The organism is Erythrobacter sp. F6033, from assembly GCF_023016005.1.
Lineage (GTDB): Bacteria > Pseudomonadota > Alphaproteobacteria > Sphingomonadales > Sphingomonadaceae > Erythrobacter.
The window spans coordinates 103797-127289 of the sequence record NZ_JALKAZ010000001.1 but is presented as its reverse complement, the minus strand read 5'-3'; the positions used below and the strand labels follow the sequence as shown (position 1 = coordinate 127289).

The window sequence follows — 23493 nt, the reverse complement described above, 5'->3', positions numbered from 1 at the left end:
TTCTAGCTACGACCAAGCGCCTTGCTCAGAGCCGCTGCACCAGTGGGATCGAAGTATTCGCGGATCGCCGCGATTTTGCCTTCGCGAACGTCGGCGACAATGCAGACTTGCAGATCAAGTTCACCATGTGTGCCGAAGTTTGCTCGCACGCGGTGCTCCTCGACGAAGCCGGTTTCAGTCTCAGAACAGACGATGTCCTCATACCGGAAATCCGGTGCGGCATTCTTTACGGCCACCGCAAAATGCAGGATCGTGTCCAGATCCATTTTCTGGCCACCATTCTGCCGGCCTATCATGTCAGCTGAACAGACTTTTCTAGCAGCGTTCGCATCGCCTGCTTGAAATGCATCAAAGAGCTGTCGGGCAAGTTCGCTGTGGCTCATGCAGCAGCCTTGTCGAGCCGCTCTTTGGCTCTTGCCTCCCCGATCAGTGGGAGCAATTCACCCATGTCAGGGCCATGGTTCATACCCGTCAACGCCTGGCGTAGCGGCAGGAACAGAGCCTTACCCTTGCGACCAGTGCTATCTTTAAGAGATGCGGTCAGAGTGCTCCATGGATCATCGCTCCAAACCAGAGTTTGGGCCGCTTCAGCCAGATAGGCTTTGTCCTCATCCGAAAACTCGGGTTGCTCGATCGGGCCGGTTACTAACCGCCACCATTCGCCAACTTCGTTGACAGTCGCGATATTGGGTTGAACCGCATGCCAGCCAGCTTCGTCGATCCCTTCGGGCAACCTGTCCTTCACGGCGTCATAGGGCATCGCATGCACAATGGCTGTGTTGATACGGTCCAAATCTGCATCGTCAAACCTCGCCGGGGCACGGCCAAAAGTCGACAGATCGAAGGTGTCGAGCAAGACGGAGCGTTCCGTGATAGGTTCGACGGGCAAGGAAGTGCCCAAACGCGAGAGCAGCGCGAGAATTGCCTCAGGCTCGATACCCTTTTCGCGGAATGTGTCGCAGCCAAGTGAGCCAAGCCGTTTCGATAGCTTGCCCTCTTTGCCAACCAGCAATGCCTCATGTGCAAAGGCAGGAACTGCGGCGCCCATCGCAGTAAACATCTGGATTTGGACCGCCGTGTTCGACACGTGGTCTTCGCCGCGCAGCACCTGCGTCACACCCATATCGACATCGTCGACCGTGCTCGGCAGCATATAAAGCCACGATCCGTCGGCGCGGCGGATTACAGGGTCAGAAAGCAGTTTTGGATCGAATTTGGCTATTCCCCGAACGCCGTCTTCCCATTCAATCGGCTCGTCATGATCAAGCTTGAAGCGCCAATGTGGTTCAATTCCATCCGCCTCTTTCGCAGCACGTTCGTCATCGCTTAATTCGAGCGCGCCACGATCATAGATCGGCGGCAGGCCGCGGCCGAGCAACACCTTGCGCTTCAACTCAAGCTCTTGCTGTGTCTCATACGCTGGATAGATGCGGCCTGCATCGCGCAATGTCTGAAAAGCTGCCTCGTAGTGGTCAAGTCGCTGGGACTGTCGTTCTTCACGGTCTGCAGCAATTCCAAGCCACGCCAAGTCCGCGCGGATCGCCTCGACGTATTCTTCTTTGCTGCGCGCCGCATCAGTATCATCGATGCGCAGAATAAACTCGCCGCCAGCCTTTTGGGCGAGCATCCAGTTGTGAAGGGCGGTACGGATATTGCCGACATGGAGACGGCCCGTAGGTGACGGAGCGAAGCGGGTGATTGTCATGACGCGTGCGGTAGCCAGCCAAGCGCAGGGCGGCAAGCTATTCAGTGGCCTATATTGTGCGGGATTCCGCCGCAACGAGCGCCAATGTTCGATCCCACAATCGGTGCATCCGGTCAGGGCGAACCAGCCCTTCCACGGCAGAATCGAATGCAATTCTGTCGCAATGCGCTGCACCATCAAGCAGTCGACCAATCGCGGTTTCATCGTGCGAAAGAAGGTGGCAACAGAACCGTGAGATATGGATCGGCTCTGGCCACGTCGAAGAAATCACTTGAGCCAATGTCAAAGCCTTGGCCGCGATATCGACACTGCCCAGCCGCACCACGAGTTCGGGCAGCGGATCCTTTCTTACCCGATCATGGAGGGCAATCAGGCGCAGAGAATACACAAAGCGCGCCGCAATCGGAGAAAGGGACACAACTGTCTTGGGCCGCTTTAACTGTTCGACCCAGTCGGCCGCTGACGCCGATCTCGCTTCTTCCCGCATTCACCTTCTCCATCCCTGATTGAGCTTCAGATTACTATAATTGCGAATACGTCTCAATAGCAATAAAGGTTTTTGATAAATCCTCGGATAGACATTTGCGGTTCAGGGAAATTGTCCTACCAATATGTAGGACAATTTCACGGAGACGATGCAGACCAATGGCTTTTAATAAATTCCTCCCTTCAAGCTTCGCCCTCATTTCTTCTGCGCTCTTGCTAACGCCCGCCTCGGCGATTGCCGAGGAGGTGCCGGCGCCCTCTAGCAAGTTTGATTTGAGCCAATGGAAAATCACACTTCCTATGGATGCGAACAAGGATGGTAAGGTCGACGAAAAGACCGTTGCCGAACTCAAAACGTATCATCATCCCGACTTTTTCTATCTCAATGAGAATGGCCGCCTTGTTTTTGCCGCACCGAACAAGGCGACCACCACCGCCAATTCCAGCAATACCCGCAGCGAGCTGCGACAGATGATCAGAGGCACGAACACGCGGATTGGCACGCATGATCCGCGCAACAACTTCGCGGTCGAAGCGCGCAAAGGCTCAGACAAATTTGGTGCCGTTGGTGGCAAATTGAATGCCACGCTCAGGGTGGATCATGTCGCGCTCAATGCTGGTGAACCCGAGGCGAAAGCGGCTTACTCAGTTGTGGTAGGGCAAATTCACGCAACGAAACTCAAAAGTACAAGCAGCGGTTTTGGCTATGGCAATGAGCCGATCAAGATCTACTTCAAAAAACAGCCCGGCCATCAATCAGGCGTCGTTTTCTGGAACTACGAAAGAAATTTGGCGAAAGACGATCCAGACCGCAATGACCTTTCCGTTCCGGTGTTCGGCGGCAACTGGGAAACAAAGGAAGATCCCGGTGAGAACGGAATCAAGTTGGGCGAAGAATTCAGCTACGAAATCAATGTTCACCGCAACACGATGTATTTGACGTTTCACAACGAGCGGCTCGGGACAGTTGTCCAGTCCCGAAGCCTCGTCCGTGGAGCCGACGACAAGGATAACCCTTACGCCTATGGCGGCGATGCGCTCTATTTCAAAGCCGGCGTGTACAACCAATGCAGCACGAAATCAGGTGGCGGCAATTGGTACGCGGCGTGCGCTGGCACAGGTGACTGGGAAGTCGATAAAGCTAACGGAGACTACGCTCAGGCGACATTCTCACGCATCGAATTATCAGAATCGACACCGCCGCCGGAAGGGTGATCACGACTATTTCGGCCTAATTGCGAAATCATGCTCGATGTAAAGGAACACTTCGGTCTCGCTTGATTGCTGCCAATACAGGTCGCCTTCTAGGCCGTTGATCTCGACACCGTATCCGCTTCCGAACATCTCGGCATAGCGGGTCGATTCCTTGGCGATATGGCGCACCACGTCCGCGCGATATTGCTCGGGGTCGTCAATCGCTAGGCCAGTTGTACCAACGTCGATGAAGGAGCGCCCCGTCGCGGCGATACCTTTTACGAACTCGGCAATATCTTTGGCTGTTGCACGCACACTTGCCGTTTCGCCCTTTAGCGGGATACGCGCGTAAATCTGGACTCGGCTTGTATCCGGCCGGTTCCCGCCTCTCACCGGAAGTTCGCGCATATTGGCGCGTGTAACCGGCTTAAGTGCGTAATTGCCGGCAACGAGCGTTATCCCCTGAGCGGCAGCACGGTCGATTGTGGCTGACAGCATCGCGAACAGTTCCTCGGAACGCGCGTCTCGATCCCGTGAATCCGAACTGACATATAGCGGCGTAACAAAATAATCCGCTTTGCGCGTCACGCCTATTGCGGAAGGGCCGTTATTGGCGGTGAAATATGCATTGCCAACCGAGCGATCTTGCCGCGATCCAGTGACCACAATCGTATCCTGCGCAATGGCAGGCATAGGCAGGGCAACCGCAACAAGCGCGACAGTTAAAATCAATTTTCTCATAAGTTCCTCCCAATCTCAGTGAAATGACTACTATGATCGCGCAGCAAACTGAATGGTGAACGGCAAAAGAAAAGCCCCGCCGATGCATGCTGCACCGGCGGGGCTTTCCAATTGGTTTGTCAGCTAAGCTTACTCAGCAGCTGGTGCGTCTCCGCCGCCCATCGCTGCTTTCATAGCCTCTTCGCTCGATACAGGATCGGCTGCAGGCTCAGGTTCGGCAGCTGCAGCGGCATTGGCTGCGGCCAGCTTATCCTGTTGCTTCTTCCAAGCAGCTTTCAATGCAGCGTCACGGCTCGATGCGGTGACCCGCATACGGTTCATGCCTGCACCGGTACCAGCCGGGATAAGACGGCCCACGATCACGTTCTCTTTGAGACCGATCAGAGTGTCCTTCTTACCTTCGACCGAAGCCTGCGTAAGAACGCGGGTGGTTTCCTGGAACGACGCCGCCGAGATAAAGCTGCGGGTTTGCAGCGACGCCTTGGTGATGCCGAGCAGGATCGGAGTGCCTTCAGCAGGCTCCTTACCCTTGCCAAGCTTCGCATTGTATTCGAGCATTTCAGCCAGATCGACCTGTTCGCCCGGAAGCAATGTGGTGTCGCCGCCCTTGGTGATCTCAACTTTCTGCAGCATCTGGCGAACAATCACCTCGATGTGCTTGTCGTTGATTTTCACGCCCTGCAGTCGGTAGACTTCCTGAATCTCGTTGACGAGATATTCTGCCAGAGCTTCGACGCCCATAACTTCGAGGATGTCATGCGGGTTTGGCGAACCGGAAATCAGGGTATCACCCTTCTTCACGAAGTCGCCTTCCTGCACGTCGATCACCTTGGTTTTCGGGATCAGGTACTCGACTGCATCACCTTCCTCGGGAACGATCGCAATCTTGCGTTTCGCTTTGTATTCACGGACGAATTCGATCTTACCCGAAATCTTGGCGATGACCGACATGTCCTTCGGCAGACGCGCCTCAAACAGTTCGGCGACACGTGGAAGACCACCGGTGATGTCACGGGTTTTCGCAGCTTCACGCGATGCACGCGCAAGAATGTCACCCGCTTCAACAGTTTGACCGTCTTCGACCGAAAGCGTCGTACCCGGAGCCAGCATGTAACGCTGCGCTTCGGTTTCGTCTTCGCTTTGACCTTCGCCGAGAAGAGTCATGCGCGGACGCAGCTCCTCTTTCTTCTTGCGACCGGTTGCCCGGTTCTCGGTCACGACGCGCTGGGCAATGCCCGTCGCATCATCGGTTTGCTCTTCGAGCGTAGTGCCTTCGACGAGGTCCTGATACTTCACAACACCCGATTGCTCGGTGATGATTGGCAGGGTGAACGGATCCCATTCAGCCAGACGGTCGCCTTCTTTGACCTTATCGCCATCCTTGAACATGAGCACGGTACCATACGGCACTTTGTGCATTTCACGCTCACGTCCCTCGGCATCGATAACGGCGATTTCACCGCTACGTGCGAGCGACAAAATGCGGCCCTTCTTATCGGTGATGGTCGGCATGCCGCGCAATTCGATCTTACCCGTCGAGATGGACTCAAGGTGAGATGTTTCGTTGAGCTGCGCCGCGCCGCCGATGTGGAATGTCCGCATCGTAAGCTGGGTGCCTGGTTCACCGATGGACTGAGCAGCGATAACGCCGACAGCTTCACCGATATTCACCGGAGTACCGCGAGCAAGATCACGGCCATAGCATGTGCCACAAACGCCTTGGTCGGCTTCACAAACAAGTGGTGAGCGGATTTTGGCAGACTGGGTTTCAGCCGCTTCGATTTCCTTCACCATTGGCTCGTCGATCAACGTGCCGGCTTTGACGATCACTTCGCCGGTCGCAGCGTTCACGATATCCTCGGCCACGGTGCGGCCCAGAATACGCTCACCAAGCGATGCGATAACCGAACCACCTTGAACGATGGCGCGCATTTCCAGCGCGTTTTCAGTTTTACAGTCGTTCATGACGATGGTGCAGTCTTGCGACACGTCAACCAGGCGGCGGGTCAGGTAACCCGAGTTCGCCGTTTTAAGCGCTGTATCGGCAAGACCTTTACGCGCGCCGTGGGTCGAGTTGAAGTATTCAAGGACGGACAGGCCTTCCTTAAAGTTCGAGATAATCGGCGTTTCGATGATTTCGCCCGAAGGTTTCGCCATCAGACCGCGCATACCGGCAAGCTGCTTCATCTGCGCTGGCGAACCACGCGCACCGGAGTGACTCATCATGTAGATCGAGTTGATGTCAGCCTCTCGGCCTTCCTTGTCGATCGGCTGTGACTTAATCTCGGCCATCATTGCATCAGCAACAAGATCACCACACTTCGACCAAGCATCGATGACCTTGTTGTACTTTTCCTGCTGCGTGATGAGACCGTCTTGGTACTGCTGCTCATATCCAGCAACCAGTTCCTTGGTCTCTTCAACCATGCCGACCTTCGAGTCAGGAATGATCATGTCATCCTTGCCAAAGGAGATACCAGCCTTGAACGCATGGCGGAAACCGAGGACCATGATGGCATCGGCAAACAGCACAGTGTCTTTCTGACCAGTATGACGATAGACTTCGTCGATTACGTCACCGATGTCTTTCTTCGTCAGCAGACGGTTGATGATGTCGAACGGAACCTTGTGGTTAGTCGGCAGACATTCACCGATCAGCATGCGGCCAGGCGTGGTTTCAAAGCGCTTCATTTCCACTTTGCCATCCTCGTTCGCCTGCGGAACGCGGGCTAGGATTTTGGTGTGGAGCGTAACCGCTTTGGTTTCGAGAGCCTGGTGCACTTCGGCCATATCGGCGAAGCGCGGCAGTTTCTCGACTTTGGTGCCGTCTTCATTCTCGAGGAATTCAGGCGTCTTTTCCTGACGTTCCATCGAGAGGTAATAGAGACCCAAGACCATATCCTGCGAAGGAACGATGATCGGTTTGCCGTTGGCTGGCGAGAGAATGTTGTTGGTCGACATCATCAGAACGCGCGCTTCCAGCTGCGCTTCGAGCGACAGCGGAACGTGCACGGCCATTTGGTCGCCATCAAAGTCAGCGTTGAACGCAGAACAAACGAGCGGGTGAAGCTGGATCGCCTTACCTTCGATCAAAACCGGCTCGAACGCCTGGATGCCAAGACGGTGAAGCGTCGGCGCACGGTTCAGAAGAACCGGATGCTCACGGATCACTTCGTCAAGGATGTCCCAGACTTCCTTGCGCTCTTTCTCAACCCACTTTTTCGCCTGCTTGAGGGTCATGGAAAGACCCTTCGCATCGAGGCGGGCGTAGATGAACGGCTTGAACAGCTCGAGAGCCATCTTCTTTGGAAGACCGCACTGGTGCAGTTTCAATTCCGGACCGGTCACAATGACCGAACGACCGGAATAGTCGACGCGCTTACCAAGAAGGTTCTGACGGAAACGGCCCTGCTTACCTTTGAGCATGTCGCTCAGCGATTTCAGCGGACGCTTGTTCGCACCAGTGATGACACGGCCGCGGCGGCCATTGTCGAACAACGCATCGACAGCTTCCTGAAGCATACGCTTCTCGTTGCGGACGATGATGTCTGGCGCGCGCAGTTCGATCAGGCGCTTCAGACGGTTGTTACGGTTGATCACGCGGCGATAGAGATCGTTGAGATCGGACGTCGCGAAACGGCCACCATCCAGCGGCACCAGTGGGCGCAGCTCTGGCGGGATCACAGGGATCACTTCAAGGATCATCCACTCAGGGCGGTTGCCCGAGTCGATGAAGCTTTCAACGACCTTAAGGCGCTTGATGATCTTCTTGGGCTTGAGCGTCGACTTGGTGGTCGCCAGCTCTTCCATTAGATCGTCGCGCTCTTGCTCGAGATCGAGGTCCATCAGCATGACTTTGACCGCCTCAGCGCCGATATCGGCACTGAACGCGTCTTCGCCATACTCGTCCTGCGCTTCGAGCAATTCGTCTTCGGTCAGCAGCTGGAATTTCTCAAGCGGGGTAAGGCCCGGCTCGATCACAACATAGCTTTCGAAATAGAGGATGCGCTCAAGCTGTTTCAGCTGAATGTCGAGCAGCAGACCGATGCGCGATGGCAGCGATTTCAGATACCAGATGTGCGCAACCGGGGCGGCCAGTTCGATGTGGCCCATGCGCTCACGGCGCACTTTGGTAACGGTGACTTCAACGCCGCACTTCTCGCAGACGACGCCCTTATACTTCATCCGCTTGTACTTACCGCACAGGCATTCGTAGTCTTTTACCGGGCCGAAGATGCGGGCACAGAACAGGCCGTCACGCTCAGGCTTGAACGTACGGTAGTTGATGGTTTCCGGCTTTTTGATTTCGCCGAACGACCACGAACGGATGCGCTCTGGCGAGGCGATACCGATCTGGATCTGGTCGAATGTTTCCGGCTTGGCCAGCTGGTTGGTGAATTTGGTCAGTTCATTCATGACTTGGTTCCCTCAGGGGGTGATATCTCTTGGAGCGAAGTGGGAGGGGCTTTTCAGCCCGCTCCCCTTATTCCGCTGCCTCCGGCCACTCGTCGTCGCCCTCTTCGCCGTCAGACAACGACTTGAGTTCGACGTTCATGCCGAGCGAGCGCATTTCCTTCACGAGAACATTGAAGCTCTCCGGAATGCCCGCTTCGAAGGTGTCATCGCCTTTGACGATCGCTTCGTAGACCTTGGTCCGGCCGATAACGTCATCCGATTTGACGGTGAGCATTTCCTGCAAGGTGTAGGCGGCGCCATATGCCTGCAATGCCCAGACTTCCATCTCACCGAAGCGCTGTCCACCGAACTGCGCTTTACCACCCAGCGGCTGCTGAGTGACAAGCGAGTATGGACCGATCGAACGGGCGTGGATTTTGTCATCAACAAGGTGGTGCAATTTGAGCATGTAGATGATGCCCACAGTGACCTTACGGTCAAACGCTTCACCAGTGCGGCCGTCGAACAGGGTAGACTGACCCGAACTGTCGATGCCGGCCTTCACCAGCATGTCCGACACATCCGGCTCACGCGCACCATCAAACACTGGCGTACCCATCGGAACGCCAGCTGACAGGTTGCCAGCAAGCTCAACGATCTGTTCCGCCGAGCGGCTTTCGAGATCTTCGAAATACTGCTCTCCATAGACATCCTTAAGACGCTCAACGACCGCTTCGGGTGGCTTTACGTTCTTGTAGTCTTCGGCGGCATTCGGATTGGCACGCTTCCACTCTTCGAGCTTGTCCGCGATATCCATACCGAGACCACGCGCAGCGAAGCCAAGGTGCGTTTCGAAAATCTGGCCGACGTTCATACGCGAAGGGACGCCCAGCGGATTGAGTACGAGGTCAACCGCGGTGCCATCTTCGAGGAACGGCATGTCTTCGACGGGCAGAATGCGCGAAATGACACCCTTGTTGCCGTGACGGCCAGCCATCTTGTCGCCAGGCTGAAGCTTGCGCTTCACGGCGACAAAGACTTTGACCATCTTCAGAACACCCGGGGCGAGTTCATCACCACGCTCGAGCTTTTCCTTACGGTCGGCGAACTTGGCATCGATCATCGCAACAGCTTCGTCATACTGCGTCTTGATCGCTTCAAGCTGAGCCTGACGACCATCGTCAGCAACCGCGAATTTGAACCATTCGTGACGCTCAACGCCTTCAAGGAGTTCCGCAGTGATGTCTGTGCCCTTCTTGACACCCTTAGGTGCTGCAGAAGCGGTTTGACCCAGCAACATGTCGCGCAGACGGTTGTATGTCGCACGGTTGAGGATGTTGCGTTCATCGGCGCTATCTTTGCGCAGACGCTCGATTTCCTCGTTCTGGATCGCGCGAGTACGATCGTCGATCTCGATGCCGTGGCGGTTAAACACGCGAACCTCGACGATTGTACCGGCAACACCCGGTGGCAAACGCAGCGACGTATCGCGAACATCCGAAGCTTTCTCACCAAAGATGGCGCGCAGAAGCTTTTCTTCAGGCGTCATCGGGCTTTCACCCTTTGGCGTGATCTTACCGACCAGAATATCACCCGGATGCACTTCCGCGCCGATATAAACGATACCCGCCTCATCGAGGTTGCGCAGGGCTTCCTCGCCGACATTCGGGATATCGCGGGTGATGTCCTCTGGACCAAGCTTGGTGTCACGAGCCATCACTTCGAATTCATCGATGTGGATCGAGGTGAACACGTCGTCTTTCACGATGCGCTCGCTGATCAGGATCGAATCTTCGTAGTTGTAGCCATTCCACGGCATAAACGCGACGAGGCTGTTCTTGCCGAGTGCGAGTTCACCGATATCGGTCGAAGGACCATCGGCAATGATGTCACCCGCTTCGATCGTCTCACCAACTTTTACCAGCGGACGCTGGTTGATGCAGGTGTTCTGGTTCGAACGCTGGAATTTCTGAAGGGTGTAGATGTCGACGCCGGATTGGCCCGCTTCGACATCGCCGATTGCGCGGATAACGATACGGGTCGCGTCCACTTGGTCGACGATACCGCCGCGCTTGGCCGCAATCGCAGCACCCGAATCGCGCGCCACGGTTTCTTCCATGCCGGTTCCGACCCAAGGTGCCTCTGCTTTCACAAGCGGCACAGCCTGACGTTGCATGTTCGAGCCCATAAGAGCGCGGTTGGCATCATCGTTTTCCAGGAACGGGATCAGCGAAGCCGCAACCGAAACGAGCTGCTTCGGTGAAACGTCCATCAAAGTGACCGTTTCGCTTGGCGCCATAAGGTTGTCGCCAGCCTGACGCGCCGAGATCAGCTCCTCAACAAAGGTGCCATCCGGGTTCAGTTCAGCAGACGCCTGAGCGACGGTGTGTTTCTGCTCTTCCATTGCGGAAAGATAGATCACATCGCCGGTAACGCTGTTGCCCTCGACCTTACGATACGGCGTTTCAATAAAGCCGTATTTGTTCACGCGGCTGAATGATGCCAGCGAGTTGATCAGACCGATGTTCGGGCCTTCAGGCGTTTCAATCGGGCAGATACGGCCATAGTGCGTTGGGTGAACGTCGCGGACTTCAAAGCCGGCACGCTCACGGGTCAGACCACCTGGGCCAAGCGCAGAGACGCGGCGCTTGTGGGTGACTTCGGAAAGCGGGTTGGTTTGGTCCATGAACTGCGACAGCTGCGAAGAGCCGAAGAATTCACGAACAGCAGCAACAGCCGGCTTCGCATTGATCAGGTCGTTAGGCATGACGGTCGAAACATCGACGCTCGACATGCGCTCTTTAACAGCACGCTCCATGCGGAGCAGGCCGACGCGGTACTGGTTTTCCAGCAGTTCACCAACCGAACGGACACGGCGGTTGCCGAGGTTATCGATGTCGTCGACTTCGCCTTTGCCGTCTTTCAGGCCGACGAGTTCCTTGACCACTGCGAGGATGTCTTCCTTGCGCAGCGTGGTCACGGTGTCTTCAGCGTCGAGTTCCAGACGCATATTGAGCTTTACACGGCCAACCGCAGAAAGGTCATAACGCTCACCATCGAAGAACAGACCTTCGAACAGCGCGTCAGCAGTTTCCTTGGTAGGCGGCTCGCCCGGACGCATCACCTTATAGATGGCCTCAAGACCTTCATCACGGTTTTCAGCCTTGTCGACCTTCAGCGTGTTGCGGATCCAAGGACCGGTGTTTATTTCGTCGATGTCGAGCAGCTCAAGGCTGTCGATACCGGCACCGTCGAGAGTTTCGATGTGCTCGAGTGTCAGCTCATCACCAGCTTCAACATAAATGCGGCCAGTGCTTTCATCGATCATATCACGCGAAGCATAGCGGCTGACGACTTCTTCTGTCGGCAGCAGCAGCTCGGTGAGACCGTCTTTGGCAGCCTTGTTGGCGGCACGCGGGCTGATTTTTTGACCAGCCGCGAAGATCTCTTCGCCGGTCTTTGCGTCGACAAGCGCGAATGCAGGCTTCTGACCGCGCCAGTTCTCGGCGTTGAATGGAATTTTCCAACCATCCTTCGCACGCTCCCAAGTGACCGTGTCGTAGAAGTGGTGGAGGATTTCTTCACTATCGAGGCCAAGGGCGTACAGAAGCGCCGTAACCGGCAATTTACGCTTACGATCGATACGCACATTGACGATGTCTTTGGCGTCAAATTCAAAATCGAGCCATGAACCGCGATACGGAATAACGCGTGCAGCAAACAGAAGCTTGCCAGACGAGTGCGTCTTGCCGCGATCGTGATCAAACAGAACACCAGGCGAACGGTGCATCTGCGAAACGATCACACGCTCGGTGCCGTTGATGATGAAGGTGCCGTTCTCGGTCATGAGCGGCATATCGCCCATGTAAACGTCTTGCTCTTTAATATCGAGCACCGAACGGGTTTCGGTTTCCTGATCGACTTCGAAAACGATCAGACGAAGTGTCACCTTCATCGGAGCAGCATAGGTGATACCGCGCTGGCGACATTCGGTCGTGTCGTATTTCGGCGGTTCAAGTTCGTAATTCACGAAATCGAGTTCAGCGGTCCCGGCGAAATCGCGGATCGGGAAGACGCTGCGCAGCGTCTTCTCCAGGCCAGAAACGTAATCGATCGAAGGATCAGAGCGCAGGAACTGTTCGTAGCTCTCGCGCTGGACTTCGATCAGATTCGGCATGTCCACAACTTCGTGGATATCGCCGAAAATTTTCCGGATACGCTTTTTCGCGGTGCCCTGCGCCTTACGGCTGCGGAGCTTGTTCGAGGTTCGGAGGGCCTTCGCCTTGGTCGCCATGGAAGAGATATGCCTCTTTGTTGGACGCACACGAGACAGAGGTGCCCGCGTGCAAAATGAAACTCACGTCACGCGAAACATGATTGCCACTCAGACGCAAAAAGAGCCGCATGCCTCGGCGCAGCCTTTCAAGGCAGCCAGGGTGCAGCTGATTTTATCGTCGCGAATGTAGCAAAACGCCGCTTCTATTCTGGAACCGATCCCCGCGTATGAATCGGCCTGTCTCGAAGGCGGTGTGTGAGGGCTATTTAAGAGCCATGTTGGATTTGTCAACGCAGGAGGGCGAAGCACAGCAGGCGAATTCACCCCGACCAGTTAATCTGGCCTCAGGAGTTATGCATAAAGTCGGCCAGAAAACTGAAAAACGATAAGGTGCATATTGTTTTTCAATATTATTGATTGACAATAAACCGAATCGCTCATAGATCGTGATTATCGAAAAACAATATCACACATCAAGGAGTTCGATATGACCAATGCTCTGACCCAATCGCTCGCCATTTGCGCTGCGCTGTTCCTTACCCTCGGTACAATCAGCTCGATCGTCACCGTTCCGCCTGCTCAGGCGCACACCTCGGCAGCTTTTCCGGTTAGCATTGAGCTGGCCTAATTGGTCAGGAAAGGAGACTAGATATGCAAACCAAACCCAATGATTTGCTCTTACTGGCCGGAAAGATCCTGACCATTCTGATGCAATGCGTCATGGCGATCGCTGCTCTGGCCATGCCTATTGGCGCGGCGGTCGTAGTCTTCATGTCGGACACCATTAATGCGGAGATCGCGGCGGAGTTTGCAGGTGCGGTCGGGCCGCTCCCAACTATCCCTGTACTCGCACTATTCGCACTCGCCCTGGTCGCAGTCGCCATGATTTTTCTGTTTTTTGGCAAATTGCGGGCGATCATTGAAACGGTCGGAGAGGGTGACCCATTCGTGCCCGATAATGCTGAGCGCCTCACTTTCATGGCATGGCTTTTGCTGCTCGTTCAGGCACTTTCGATCCCGATTGCCGGACTCGCGTTGCTCGTCTCAAAATGGGCCGAACCGATGGAAAACACAGAGGTGACAGTAGGCGCCGGTATCGATCTTGTAGGGATCACGATGGTTGTAGTGCTTTTCATCCTCGCCCGCGTTTTCAAACATGGCGCGGCGATGCGCGAAGATCTTGAAGGGACCGTGTAATGCCTGCTGATGATGAAGGAGCAACAATCATGGTCAAATTGGATGACCTGCTGCACGAACGCCGCATGACCCTAACCGAACTGGCGGAGCGGGTGGGCCTGACCCTCGCCAACCTTTCGATCCTGAAGACTGGCAAAGCCAAAGCAATCCGATTTTCCACCCTCGCAGCGATCTGCAGGGAACTCGATTGCCAACCTGGTGATTTGCTCAGCTTTCAGGCCGAATAGGTGCCGAAAACATAGATGGGGTATCAGCCCCATACAGCCAAAACGAGCTGCTCCGTAGAAGGGTTGGCAGGAACACACGGTGGTTTCTGCCAACCTTTTTTAGGAGAGACACTATGAACACTCGTACTTTCGCAAAGGCTGCGGCTCTTACCCTCGCAGCGACAACAGCACTCGGCGCTGCCGCACCCGCGATGGCCGCCAACACATGTAGGAATGTCCAATTGGAAGTGATCAATAACACTGGCGGCAAAATCAACATTGTCGACATTGACTACTGGGATCCTGCCAAGGGCAGAGACGGCGGTTGGCGTTCGGAGCCGATCAAAAACGAAACGCTGAACAACAACCGAACCTGGCGCGAGACCCGCAATCTCGAAAAGGTCAACAAACGCCGCACGAAAATGCGCGTCGAATATCGGATCAAAGGCAAGCTCGGTGGTTGGTCGTTCAAAAAGTACAAAAAGAATAGCGGATCATTCACCTGCGATGCCCGCGATACGGTTTCGGTCACTCTCAAATAGACCCACAGCTCAAAGACACTGATACCGCTATTCACTTGACTCTCGAGGCGCGCACGATAAATGCGCGCCTCGACTGCTTTCGAGCGGTCATCCGTCCAAGACAGTTGGTGGAGACAATCGGGTCTCCTTAATTTCCAGCCTAGACGGGGAAAAGAGATTTTCGCGGCGCTTTTTGAGCGCTTGCAACCGTGCCGCTTGGCACACCCTCCTTCCCCATCGTCGGACTTTGCTTTGTCGGTAAGCGGCAGAGTGAAACATGAGCCGGTCGCACGGAACGTTTCCGTTCGGCCATTAGTGAAGGAGTAAGGCATGGATCGTTCGCAAAAAGCCGACGCGGTTGCTCAGCTCAACGCTGTTTTCAACGAGGTAGGCGTGGTTGTTGTGACCCGCAATCTCGGCCTGACGGTGGACCAGTCCACCGACTTGCGCGGAAAAATGCGTGAAGCTGGTGCTTCCTACAAGGTTGCGAAGAACCGTCTCGCCAAGCTCGCCCTGAAAGACACTGATTACGTTGGCCTCGAAGAGTATCTCTCCGGTCCAACCGCGCTGGCATGGTCGGAAGACCCTGTCGCGGCTGCCAAAGCCGCTGTTGAGTTCGCAAAGTCGAACGACAAGCTGGAAATCGTTGGTGGTTCGATGGGCACGCAGGTGCTCGACGAAGCTGGAGTCAAGGCGCTTGCCTCGATGCCAAGCCTCGACGAACTCCGCGGCAAACTCGTTGGTCTCGTCAACGCACCAGCAACGAAAGTTGCTCAGGTCGTCAACGCACCAGCGAACAAGTTGGCCCGAGTATTTGGCGCATATGCCGCCAAGGACGCTGCTTAAGAGACGTTTCTCGCAAGAGACGAAACATACTTTGAGGTTGGACCAACATTTAGTCTGCCTCGCATTTATTGGAGTGAACATCATGGCTGATATTGCCAAGCTTGTTGAAGAACTTTCGAAGCTGACCGTGCTTGAAGCGGCAGAACTCGCAACTGCTCTCGAAGAAGAGTGGGGCGTAAGCGCCGCAGCTGCTGTTGCAGTTGCTGGTCCAGCTGCTGGCGGCGGCGAAGCTGCTGCTGAAGAAAAAGACGAATTCGACGTTGTCCTCACCGGCGACGGCGGCAAGAAAATCCAGGTCATCAAAGAAGTCCGCGCCATCACTGGTCTGGGCCTCACCGAAGCCAAGGGTCTTGTTGAAGGCGCACCGAAGCCAATCAAAGAAGGCGTTGCGAAAGCAGAAGCCGAAGAAATCAAAGGCAAGATCGAAGCAGCCGGCGGTACCGTCGAGCTCAAGTAATTTTGCAAGAGATTTCGTGGGTGTCTTGAAGCGCCTGCGGACGGAAGGGCGGTACCGCAAGGTGCCGCCCTTTTTCGTATCCGCACGGCCAATTTCGGCTCTGCTGCATTCGGGAAACTCCGAGATCTCTTATGTGGCTGGGGAGCCGCACCAATAGCCGAACGCGCGGCACGCGCCGCTTCGGGCTTTGACGATTGATCCGTAGAGCCTATCCGGAGCGGCTTTATGAATGAAACAGAGCGTCTTGAAACGCCCAGTTGGGGCCAGGAATTGCGGGCAACGTTGATGCTCGCGACGCCGCTTGCGCTCGCCAACCTTCTCCAAATGCTCACCTACGCCGTCGACGTAATCTTCATCGCGCGGTTGGGCGACGAACAGCTCGCCGCATCGGCTTTGGCAATTTCCCTATTCGGCCTAGTGCTTTGGGCGATGACATCTTTGATCGGGGCTGTCGCTCCGCTCATCGCCGAGGCGCTCGGATCATCCGCGCCATCATTCAGGCCAGTGCGACGCTCCACACGAATGGCACTATGGCTGGCTGTCATAGCGGGCGTCATTGGCATGGGCATTTGCTTGCTGCTCGAACCGTTGATGATTGAGACGGGACAGCAGCCTGCCATCATTGTAATGGCGCGCGAGTATAACCTTGTCATTATCTATTCGATGGTGCCGATGCTGCTCGCAGCCGTACTGCGTTATTATGTCTCGGCATTGGGCCGCCCGATCTTTGCAACGGCGATTACAGGCCTAGGCATTTTTGTGAACGCGGGTGCCAATTACGCATTTATCTTCGGCAACTTCGGTGCACCGGAATTGGGACTGACGGGCGCTGCTGTGGCAACGATAATCACATCGATTTTCACGCTCGCCGTGTATGTGATTGTCATCCTCGGCGATCCAGCACTTGCCAAATTTCGCATCTTCTATCGCTTTTGGAGGCCCGACTGGCAAAGGTTCTGGCAGATCATCCGGGTCGGCGCTCCCATCGCTCTCACGGTTACGGCAGAAGCAGGTATCTTCGGAGCCGCAGCGTTCTTGATGGGCCGTTTTGGCGCTGCTGAGCTAGCGGGGCATACCGTCGCATTGCAGCTTGCCGCGCTCGCATTTCAGATACCATTTGGTGTCGGTCAGGCCGCAACAATTCGCGTGGGTTACTTTTACGGTGCCCGCGATCCAGTGGGTGCGCAGCGCGCAGGTTGGGTCGCGATGGTGATCGGTACAGGATTTATGGCGATCACAGCCAGCGCGATGGTGCTCGCGCCCTACACGTTGCTTTCCATCTATGTGGATCCCTACGCCGCCAAGAACGCGGCGCTGGTGGGGTTTGCCTTGCAATACCTTGTTCTTGCCGCCGCATTCCAAGTTGTAGACGGTGTTCAAGCAGTTGCTGCGGGTGCGCTACGCGGATTGCAAGACACCCGCGTGCCGATGTGGATTGCAATTTTCAGCTATTGGGTGCCCGGCATCGGGCTTTCCATCTGGCTCGGTTTCTTCACCCCGCTCCAGGGTGTTGGGGTCTGGATCGGTCTCGCTGTTGGCTTAGCCTCAGCGGCCGTTCTACTTACGTGGCGCTGGATGTTAAGAGAGAAGCTGGGCTTAACCCGCCACCCCATCTGATCAGATCGAATTTTCTGAAAAAATTTAATCGGCCGAGTGTTGACTCGAGCACGGCGCACAACCACATGCGCCTCGCTGGCACTCTTAAGAGGAGAGTGCCAATCGACTCATCAACTCAAGTGAAAGGTCATCAATCATGGCATTTCGTCCGTTGCACGACCGCGTAGTGGTCCGCCGCATCGAAGCCGACCAGAAAACCGCTGGCGGCATCATCATTCCTGATTCAGCCCAAGAGAAGCCAAGCGAAGGCGAAATCGTCTCCGTTGGTGAAGGCGCCCGTGACGATAGCGGCAACCGCATCGCTCTCGACGTGAACGCTGGCGACCGCGTCCTGTTCGGCAAATGGTCCGGCACCGAAGTCAAGATCGACGGTGAAGACCTGCTGATCATGAAGGAAAGCGACATCATGGGCGTGATCGGCTGAGCCGAACGCTGACGCTTTTCCAACTACCCCAATTTTTCAGGAGAAACACCAATGGCTGCTAAGGACGTAAAGTTCGGCCGTGATGCCCGCGAAGGCATCCTCAAAGGCGTAGACACGCTCGCAAACGCTGTAAAAGTGACACTCGGCCCGAAAGGTCGCAACGTTGTCATCGACAAAAGCTTTGGCGCACCGCGCATCACCAAAGACGGCGTTACCGTCGCCAAGGAAATCGAACTGCAAGACAAGTTCGAAAACATGGGCGCGCAGATGCTCAAGGAAGTTGCGTCGAAGACCAACGACCTCGCCGGTGACGGCACCACCACTGCAACCGTTCTGGGCCAAGCGATCATTCGCGAAGGCATGACGGCTGTTGCAGCTGGCATGAACCCGATGGATCTCAAGCGCGGCATTGACGCGGCTGTTACCAAAGTGACCGCTGATCTCGTTGGCCGTTCGAAAGAAGTCGCCGGTTCGGCTGAGGTTGCTCAGGTTGGCGTAATCTCGGCCAATGGTGACAAAGAAGTCGGCGAGAAAATTGCTGAAGCCATGGAAAAGGTCGGCAAAGAAGGCGTGATCACCGTCGAAGAAGCCAAAGGCCTCGAATTTGAGCTCGACGTTGTTGAAGGCATGCAGTTCGACCGTGGTTACCTCTCACCATACTTCATCACCAACCCTGACAAGATGACGGTGGAACTGGAAAATCCATACATCCTCATTAACGAAGGCAAGCTTTCCAGCCTGCAGGCGATGCTGCCGGTTCTCGAAGCAGCTATGCAGAGCGGCCGTCCGCTTCTGATCATTGCTGAAGACATCGAAGGCGAAGCGCTGGCGACACTGGTCGTGAACAAGCTGCGCGGCGGCCTTAAAGTTGCTGCGGTTAAAGCTCCAGGCTTCGGCGATCGCCGCAAAGCCATGCTGCAGGACATTTCGATCCTTACCAAGGGCGAAATGGTCAGCGAAGACCTCGGCATCAAGCTTGAGAATGTCACCCTCGGCATGCTCGGCGAAGCTAAGCGCGTCACCATCGACAAAGACAACACCACTATCGTGGACGGTGCCGGTTCGCAGGACGATATCAAAGCACGCGTCGGCGAAATCAAAGCCCAGATGGAAGCAACCACTAGCGACTATGACCGTGAGAAGCTGCAAGAGCGTCTCGCGAAATTGGCTGGCGGCGTTGCCGTGATCAAAGTTGGCGGTGCTTCGGAAGTCGAAGTGAAGGAACGCAAAGACCGCGTTGATGACGCGCTCCACGCAACACGCGCTGCTGTTGAAGAAGGCATCGTCCCTGGCGGTGGTACCGCGCTTCTGTACGCCTCGAAAGTTCTCGAAGGCCTCAAAGGCGACAATGATGACCAGACCCGCGGCATCGACATCGTTCGCCGTGCGATCCTCGCCCCGGTCCGTCAGATCGCTGCAAACGCTGGCCATGATGGCGCCGTAGTTTCGGGCAACCTCCTTCGCGAAGGTGACGAAACCCAAGGCTTCAACGCTGCGACCGACACCTACGAAAACTTGGTGGAAGCCGGCGTGATCGACCCTACCAAGGTTGTTCGCACCGCGCTTCAGGACGCAGCTTCGGTTGCTGGCCTGCTCATCACCACTGAAGCGGCGATCACCGACGCTCCGGAAAAAGAAGGCGCTGGCGCCCCTGCAATGCCTGATATGGGCGGCATGGGCGGTATGGGCGGCGGCATGGGCTTCTAAGCCAACCGCTAGCTTCTACGCTTACAGAAAACCCCGTCGAACCAAGGTTCGGCGGGGTTTTTCTTTGCTGCCAAATGACCGTAAAACCTGTCCGACCCAGCCTTCGATCGAGGCATGGCATTGGTCATAAGATGAAGAATCTACACCATAACAATCAGATATTGATTGCCTTATTTGCCAACCGGGAGAATATTGCGATCTATGCAATTGGGGGATTGTGATGGGATTACTCGATAAAGTTCTGCCCGGTCGTTCCAAGAAAGACATTTTGTCCGAAAAGGCGACCAAGCGAGTCCATTCTTGGATGAAGGTATTCTTTGGCGATGTTTACCCGCATCGCTTCACATCAGATGACAAGCTGGCTGATTTCATTCGCGAGAACGAATATTCCTGCGTTGGGCAATCGCACAGCTACAACGGAGTTCAGGTTGTCCCGGGCATGAACGCCGTACTCATGGGCAAATCGACCCTTGATGATTGCGACTGTGACTTTTCGTCAGGCACTGTGACATGCGGACCTTCGACTACGATCGAAGAACTGAAACGCACCCTGCTCGGACGCGATTTGAAGATGTTCAACAGCGGAAACTTCATGGCGCAGACCGTTATCGGTGCGCTTGTTACTGGCACCCATGGCTATGGTGAGAAAGCGACCATGGCCGATAGCGTAACTGAGCTGACATTTCTTAATGGGCGGGGATTGCCGGTTACGCTCAAACGCGGAGATCCCGACTTTCCTTATGCCGCAATTTCGTTCGGAACGATCGGACCGATCGTAAGCGTGACATTGGAGGCAACCGGATTGGTCAGCTATCAATCGGACGCATGGATCACCCGGCTGTCGAAGAAGGAAAAGCTGAAGAAAGGTTCTGTAGCCACATCGTGGGCTGTGGTCCCGTACAGTAACCCTAAAGACCCGTTGATCATGCTCCATAGCTTACGGCCCGCAAGTGTGGGCAAGAAAGCGCAGAAGACCAAGCCAAAGCTATTCTCTTGGGCACGGTTGGCGATGTTTGTTATCGAGAGATATTGGGCGATTGACCGAACTTTTCCGCGTTTGCGTCGCCCGCTGCAAAGACTGGCGGATCGGATAGATATTCGCAGCCACCGCCGCACCATTACAGATGAACGTGACCTCGACTACCTTTACGATCCCGAACCTTTGCTCAAGAGTCAGCGCTCCCCAGACATTCTGACGGGATTGTTCTCGACCACACACACAGCCTATAATCTGGCGTTCCATGTGCCATTGGAACGCGCGGAAGAGATCGTAAAATTCATCATGATTGAAATCGAGAAGTGGCAGTCTCTTCGGTTCTATATGAAAAGCCTGATCGGGGTTCGGGAGCTGAGCGACACGTCTCCATTGCCTTTTGCTGGTAATTACAAAGGTCCGACAGCCGCCATCGATTTGTTCGCAGATGTCCGTGACTATGCATGGCTTGAGCGGCTGCAAAGGGAAGTGCTTAGCTATTTTGACGATGTGCGACCGCATTGGGGTAAGAGCGCCATCGTACCCGAGTTCGCCGCCAGCTTGGGGGACGAGCACATGACTCGTCTTCATGACCTCCACAAAAAACACTTCCCAGAGGGCAATTTGAAGCCAAACGAACGGGTTCGGAAACTGTTCGACCTCGGCAAACCAATGGCGTCGGCATCAATCGAGATGGTCAGACAGGATTAAGTCAGCGAACGGCATGACGGCAGCTTGTCAATATGTCTCGACGAACGACGCTTTTCATTTTGACCTGCTTGCCCCACTATCCGCGGCAAGAAACAAAACAATCTGGGGAACTCCCGTATTATGAAGACGAAACTCGCAGCACTCTTAATGGCATCGGTCGCTGTGACCGGATGCGACATGATGAACCCGACAGTTGAAACCCTCGAATGCGCGACGACGCAGACCGAGTGTCTGAACGCATGGTTCGATGAAAAATTCCAAGAGGAATTGGCGTTCAGCCCGCTTCGTCAAACCTCGCTTGGTATGAAAACGGACTACGACAAGATCGATGATTTTAGCCTCGAGGCTCAGCGCGAACAACTCCGCTGGTGGCAAGCAGCAACAGCCGAGATGGAAGCCAATTTTGACTACGATGAACTATCGGATGAAGCCAAATTGTCTTGGGATATGTGGCAGTTTCGAACCGAACGCGCCGAAAGCGCCCTCGAATTCGCAGATCACGATTACATCCTGACCCAGATGGGCGGCACGCACGCGGCGCTGCCGAGCTTCTTGCTGAGCCAGCATACTGTCGAAAGCGATAGCGATATGGTCGCCTTCATCGCGCGAATTGGCGGAATTGGGACTGCGATGGATCAATTGCTCGAACGCGCACAAAACAATGCCGAAGCAGGCACACGCCCGCCGCGTTTCGCCTATGATGCCGTGATCGCGGAATCTCAAAAGCTGATCAGCGGTGTGCCATTCGATGAAAGCGGTGAAGACTCGGCTCTGTGGGAAGGCAGCGAAAAGCACCTCGCAGATCTCGTCGAGGCTGGCACTATCACCGAAGAGCGTGCGGACGAATTGCGCGAAGAGGCGCGCACTGCACTGACCGGAACATTTGCTCCTGCTTACACACGGGTCATCAATTGGTTCACCGAAGACCGCGTGAACACATCCGAGGAAGCTCAGGGCGTCAATCAGCTCGCCAAGGGTAGCGATTTCTACAATCACAGCCTTGGGATGATGACCACGACAAAGCTAACTGCGGACGAAATTCACGACATCGGCCTTAACGAAGTCGCGCGCATTCGGGCCGAAATGGAAGCTGTCAAAGATCAGGTCGGATTCGAAGGTTCGCTTCAGGAGTTCTTTGTCTTCACCCGTGAGGATGATGAGTTCTTCTTTTCCGATGATGAAGCGGGTGCGCAGGCCTATATTGACCGCGCGACCATGCATATCGATGAATTGACGGCGCGCTTGCCGGAGTTCTTTGGCACTTTGCCCAAGGCTCCGCTTGAAGTCCGCCGGGTGGAACCGTTCCGCGAACAAGACGGCGCAGCGCAGCATTATCGCGCTGGCACGCCCGATGGCTCGCGGCCCGGCATCTACTACGCTCACCTGTCGGATATGAAAGCGATGCCAATCCCGCCGCTGGAAGCGATCGCCTATCACGAGGGCAACCCTGGCCACCACATGCAGGTATCAATTGCGCAAGAGCTGGAAGGGATTCCCAAATTCCGTTCGCAGGGCGGCTTTATCTCCGCTTATGGCGAAGGCTGGGCGCTTTATTCCGAAGCTCTGGCCAAAGAGATGGGCGGATACAAAGATCCGTATTCCGAATTTGGTCGCTTGCAGAGCGAAATGTGGCGCGCGATCCGTCTAGTCGTCGACACGGGCATTCATGCCAAGGGGTGGACCGAGGATCAGGCGGTTGCATACTGCCTTGAAAACTCCCCCAATCCAGAGACTGTCGCCCGGTCCGAAGTACAACGCTATTTCGTGCTTCCGGGTCAGGCCACCTCATACAAAATCGGTATGATCCGTATTCAGGAACTCCGCGGCAAAGCGGAAAAAGAGCTCGGCGAGGACTTCGACATTCGCGGGTTCCATGACACCGTTCTTGGCGCGGGCGCACTACCGCTATCGATCCTCGAAAAGCGGGTCGACCAATGGATTGAAAGCGTCAAAGCAGCCTAGTCGGCGCAATCCGGACAAAGAAAAGGGCGGGATGGACCAACGCCATCCCGCCCTTTTTTACGTCTTGAGTAGCGT

18 protein-coding genes are annotated in these 23493 nt (G+C 55.3%); 12 read left to right on the top strand and 6 right to left on the bottom strand.

Going from position 1 to position 23493, the window contains the following annotated elements:
- Positions 1 to 2: 2 nt before the first annotated feature.
- Genes MWU39_RS00605 through MWU39_RS00595 form a run of 3 tightly spaced genes read right to left on the bottom strand, consistent with a single transcriptional unit; the run spans position 3 to position 2192 of the window.
- Entirely contained in the window at positions 3 to 383 is a 381-nt protein-coding gene (locus MWU39_RS00605) for a nuclear transport factor 2 family protein (RefSeq protein ID WP_247158044.1), read from the bottom strand.
- Positions 380 to 1705 (bottom strand): glutamate--tRNA ligase, encoded by a 1326-nt coding sequence (gene gltX / locus MWU39_RS00600; protein ID WP_247158043.1) that lies wholly within the window; start codon positions 1703 to 1705, stop codon positions 380 to 382. Before gltX ends, MWU39_RS00605 begins: the two co-directional genes overlap by 4 nt.
- A gap of 49 nt (positions 1706 to 1754) precedes the next feature.
- Complete coding sequence (locus MWU39_RS00595; RefSeq protein WP_247158042.1) at positions 1755 to 2192, bottom strand: DNA-directed RNA polymerase subunit beta'; 438 nt, start codon at positions 2190 to 2192, stop codon at positions 1755 to 1757.
- 272 nt (positions 2193 to 2464) lie between these two features.
- Between MWU39_RS00595 and MWU39_RS00590 the strand changes: the two genes are divergently transcribed.
- On the top strand, positions 2465 to 3406 hold the full coding sequence (locus tag MWU39_RS00590; RefSeq protein ID WP_247158041.1) for a polysaccharide lyase family 7 protein: 942 nt from the start codon (positions 2465 to 2467) through the stop codon (positions 3404 to 3406).
- Positions 3407 to 3412: 6 nt separating this feature from the next.
- Here MWU39_RS00590 and MWU39_RS00585 read toward each other — a convergent pair whose 3' ends face one another.
- From MWU39_RS00585 to rpoB, 3 genes are all read right to left on the bottom strand, one after another.
- On the bottom strand, positions 3413 to 4126 hold the full coding sequence (locus MWU39_RS00585; RefSeq protein WP_247158040.1) for a hypothetical protein: 714 nt from the start codon (positions 4124 to 4126) through the stop codon (positions 3413 to 3415).
- Positions 4127 to 4255: 129 nt separating this feature from the next.
- On the bottom strand, positions 4256 to 8542 hold the full coding sequence (gene rpoC / locus MWU39_RS00580; protein WP_247158039.1) for a DNA-directed RNA polymerase subunit beta': 4287 nt from the start codon (positions 8540 to 8542) through the stop codon (positions 4256 to 4258).
- Positions 8543 to 8609: 67 nt separating this feature from the next.
- Positions 8610 to 12815 (bottom strand): DNA-directed RNA polymerase subunit beta, encoded by a 4206-nt coding sequence (rpoB, locus tag MWU39_RS00575; protein WP_247158038.1) that lies wholly within the window; start codon positions 12813 to 12815, stop codon positions 8610 to 8612.
- A 469-nt stretch (positions 12816 to 13284) separates the two neighbouring features.
- Between rpoB and MWU39_RS00570 the strand changes: the two genes are divergently transcribed.
- The 11 genes from MWU39_RS00570 to MWU39_RS00520 all read left to right on the top strand — a co-directional run bounded on the left by MWU39_RS00570 (position 13285) and on the right by MWU39_RS00520 (position 23418).
- The gene (locus MWU39_RS00570; protein ID WP_247158037.1) at positions 13285 to 13425 is read left to right on the top strand and encodes a hypothetical protein; all 141 of its coding nucleotides are present in this window, start codon (positions 13285 to 13287) and stop codon (positions 13423 to 13425) included.
- Between the two features lie 23 nt (positions 13426 to 13448).
- Positions 13449 to 13994 (top strand): DUF2975 domain-containing protein, encoded by a 546-nt coding sequence (locus tag MWU39_RS00565; protein ID WP_247158036.1) that lies wholly within the window; start codon positions 13449 to 13451, stop codon positions 13992 to 13994.
- Positions 13994 to 14221, top strand: coding sequence for a helix-turn-helix transcriptional regulator (locus MWU39_RS00560; RefSeq protein ID WP_247158035.1), 228 nt, complete (start codon positions 13994 to 13996; stop codon positions 14219 to 14221). Before MWU39_RS00565 ends, MWU39_RS00560 begins: the two co-directional genes overlap by 1 nt.
- 113 nt (positions 14222 to 14334) lie before the next feature.
- On the top strand, positions 14335 to 14742 hold the full coding sequence (locus MWU39_RS00555) for a hypothetical protein (RefSeq protein ID WP_247158034.1): 408 nt from the start codon (positions 14335 to 14337) through the stop codon (positions 14740 to 14742).
- A gap of 309 nt (positions 14743 to 15051) precedes the next feature.
- A complete protein-coding gene (gene rplJ / locus MWU39_RS00550; RefSeq protein ID WP_247158033.1) occupies positions 15052 to 15567 on the top strand; it encodes a 50S ribosomal protein L10 in 516 nt (171 codons plus the stop codon).
- Between the two features lie 82 nt (positions 15568 to 15649).
- Positions 15650 to 16024, top strand: a complete 375-nt coding sequence (gene rplL, locus MWU39_RS00545) for a 50S ribosomal protein L7/L12 (protein ID WP_247158032.1) — start codon at positions 15650 to 15652, stop codon at positions 16022 to 16024.
- Positions 16025 to 16249: 225 nt separating this feature from the next.
- Entirely contained in the window at positions 16250 to 17641 is a 1392-nt protein-coding gene (locus MWU39_RS00540) for an MATE family efflux transporter (RefSeq protein ID WP_247158031.1), read from the top strand.
- Between the two features lie 136 nt (positions 17642 to 17777).
- Positions 17778 to 18065, top strand: a complete 288-nt coding sequence (gene groES, locus MWU39_RS00535; RefSeq protein ID WP_247158030.1) for a co-chaperone GroES — start codon at positions 17778 to 17780, stop codon at positions 18063 to 18065.
- A gap of 51 nt (positions 18066 to 18116) precedes the next feature.
- Positions 18117 to 19772 (top strand): chaperonin GroEL, encoded by a 1656-nt coding sequence (groL, locus tag MWU39_RS00530; RefSeq protein ID WP_247158029.1) that lies wholly within the window; start codon positions 18117 to 18119, stop codon positions 19770 to 19772.
- A gap of 220 nt (positions 19773 to 19992) precedes the next feature.
- Positions 19993 to 21456 carry an FAD-binding protein gene (locus MWU39_RS00525; RefSeq protein WP_247158028.1) on the top strand — a complete coding sequence of 488 codons (1464 nt, stop codon included), beginning with the start codon at positions 19993 to 19995 and terminating at the stop codon, positions 21454 to 21456.
- A gap of 120 nt (positions 21457 to 21576) precedes the next feature.
- Positions 21577 to 23418 carry a DUF885 domain-containing protein gene (locus MWU39_RS00520; protein WP_247158027.1) on the top strand — a complete coding sequence of 614 codons (1842 nt, stop codon included), beginning with the start codon at positions 21577 to 21579 and terminating at the stop codon, positions 23416 to 23418.
- Positions 23419 to 23493: the final 75 nt, after the last annotated feature.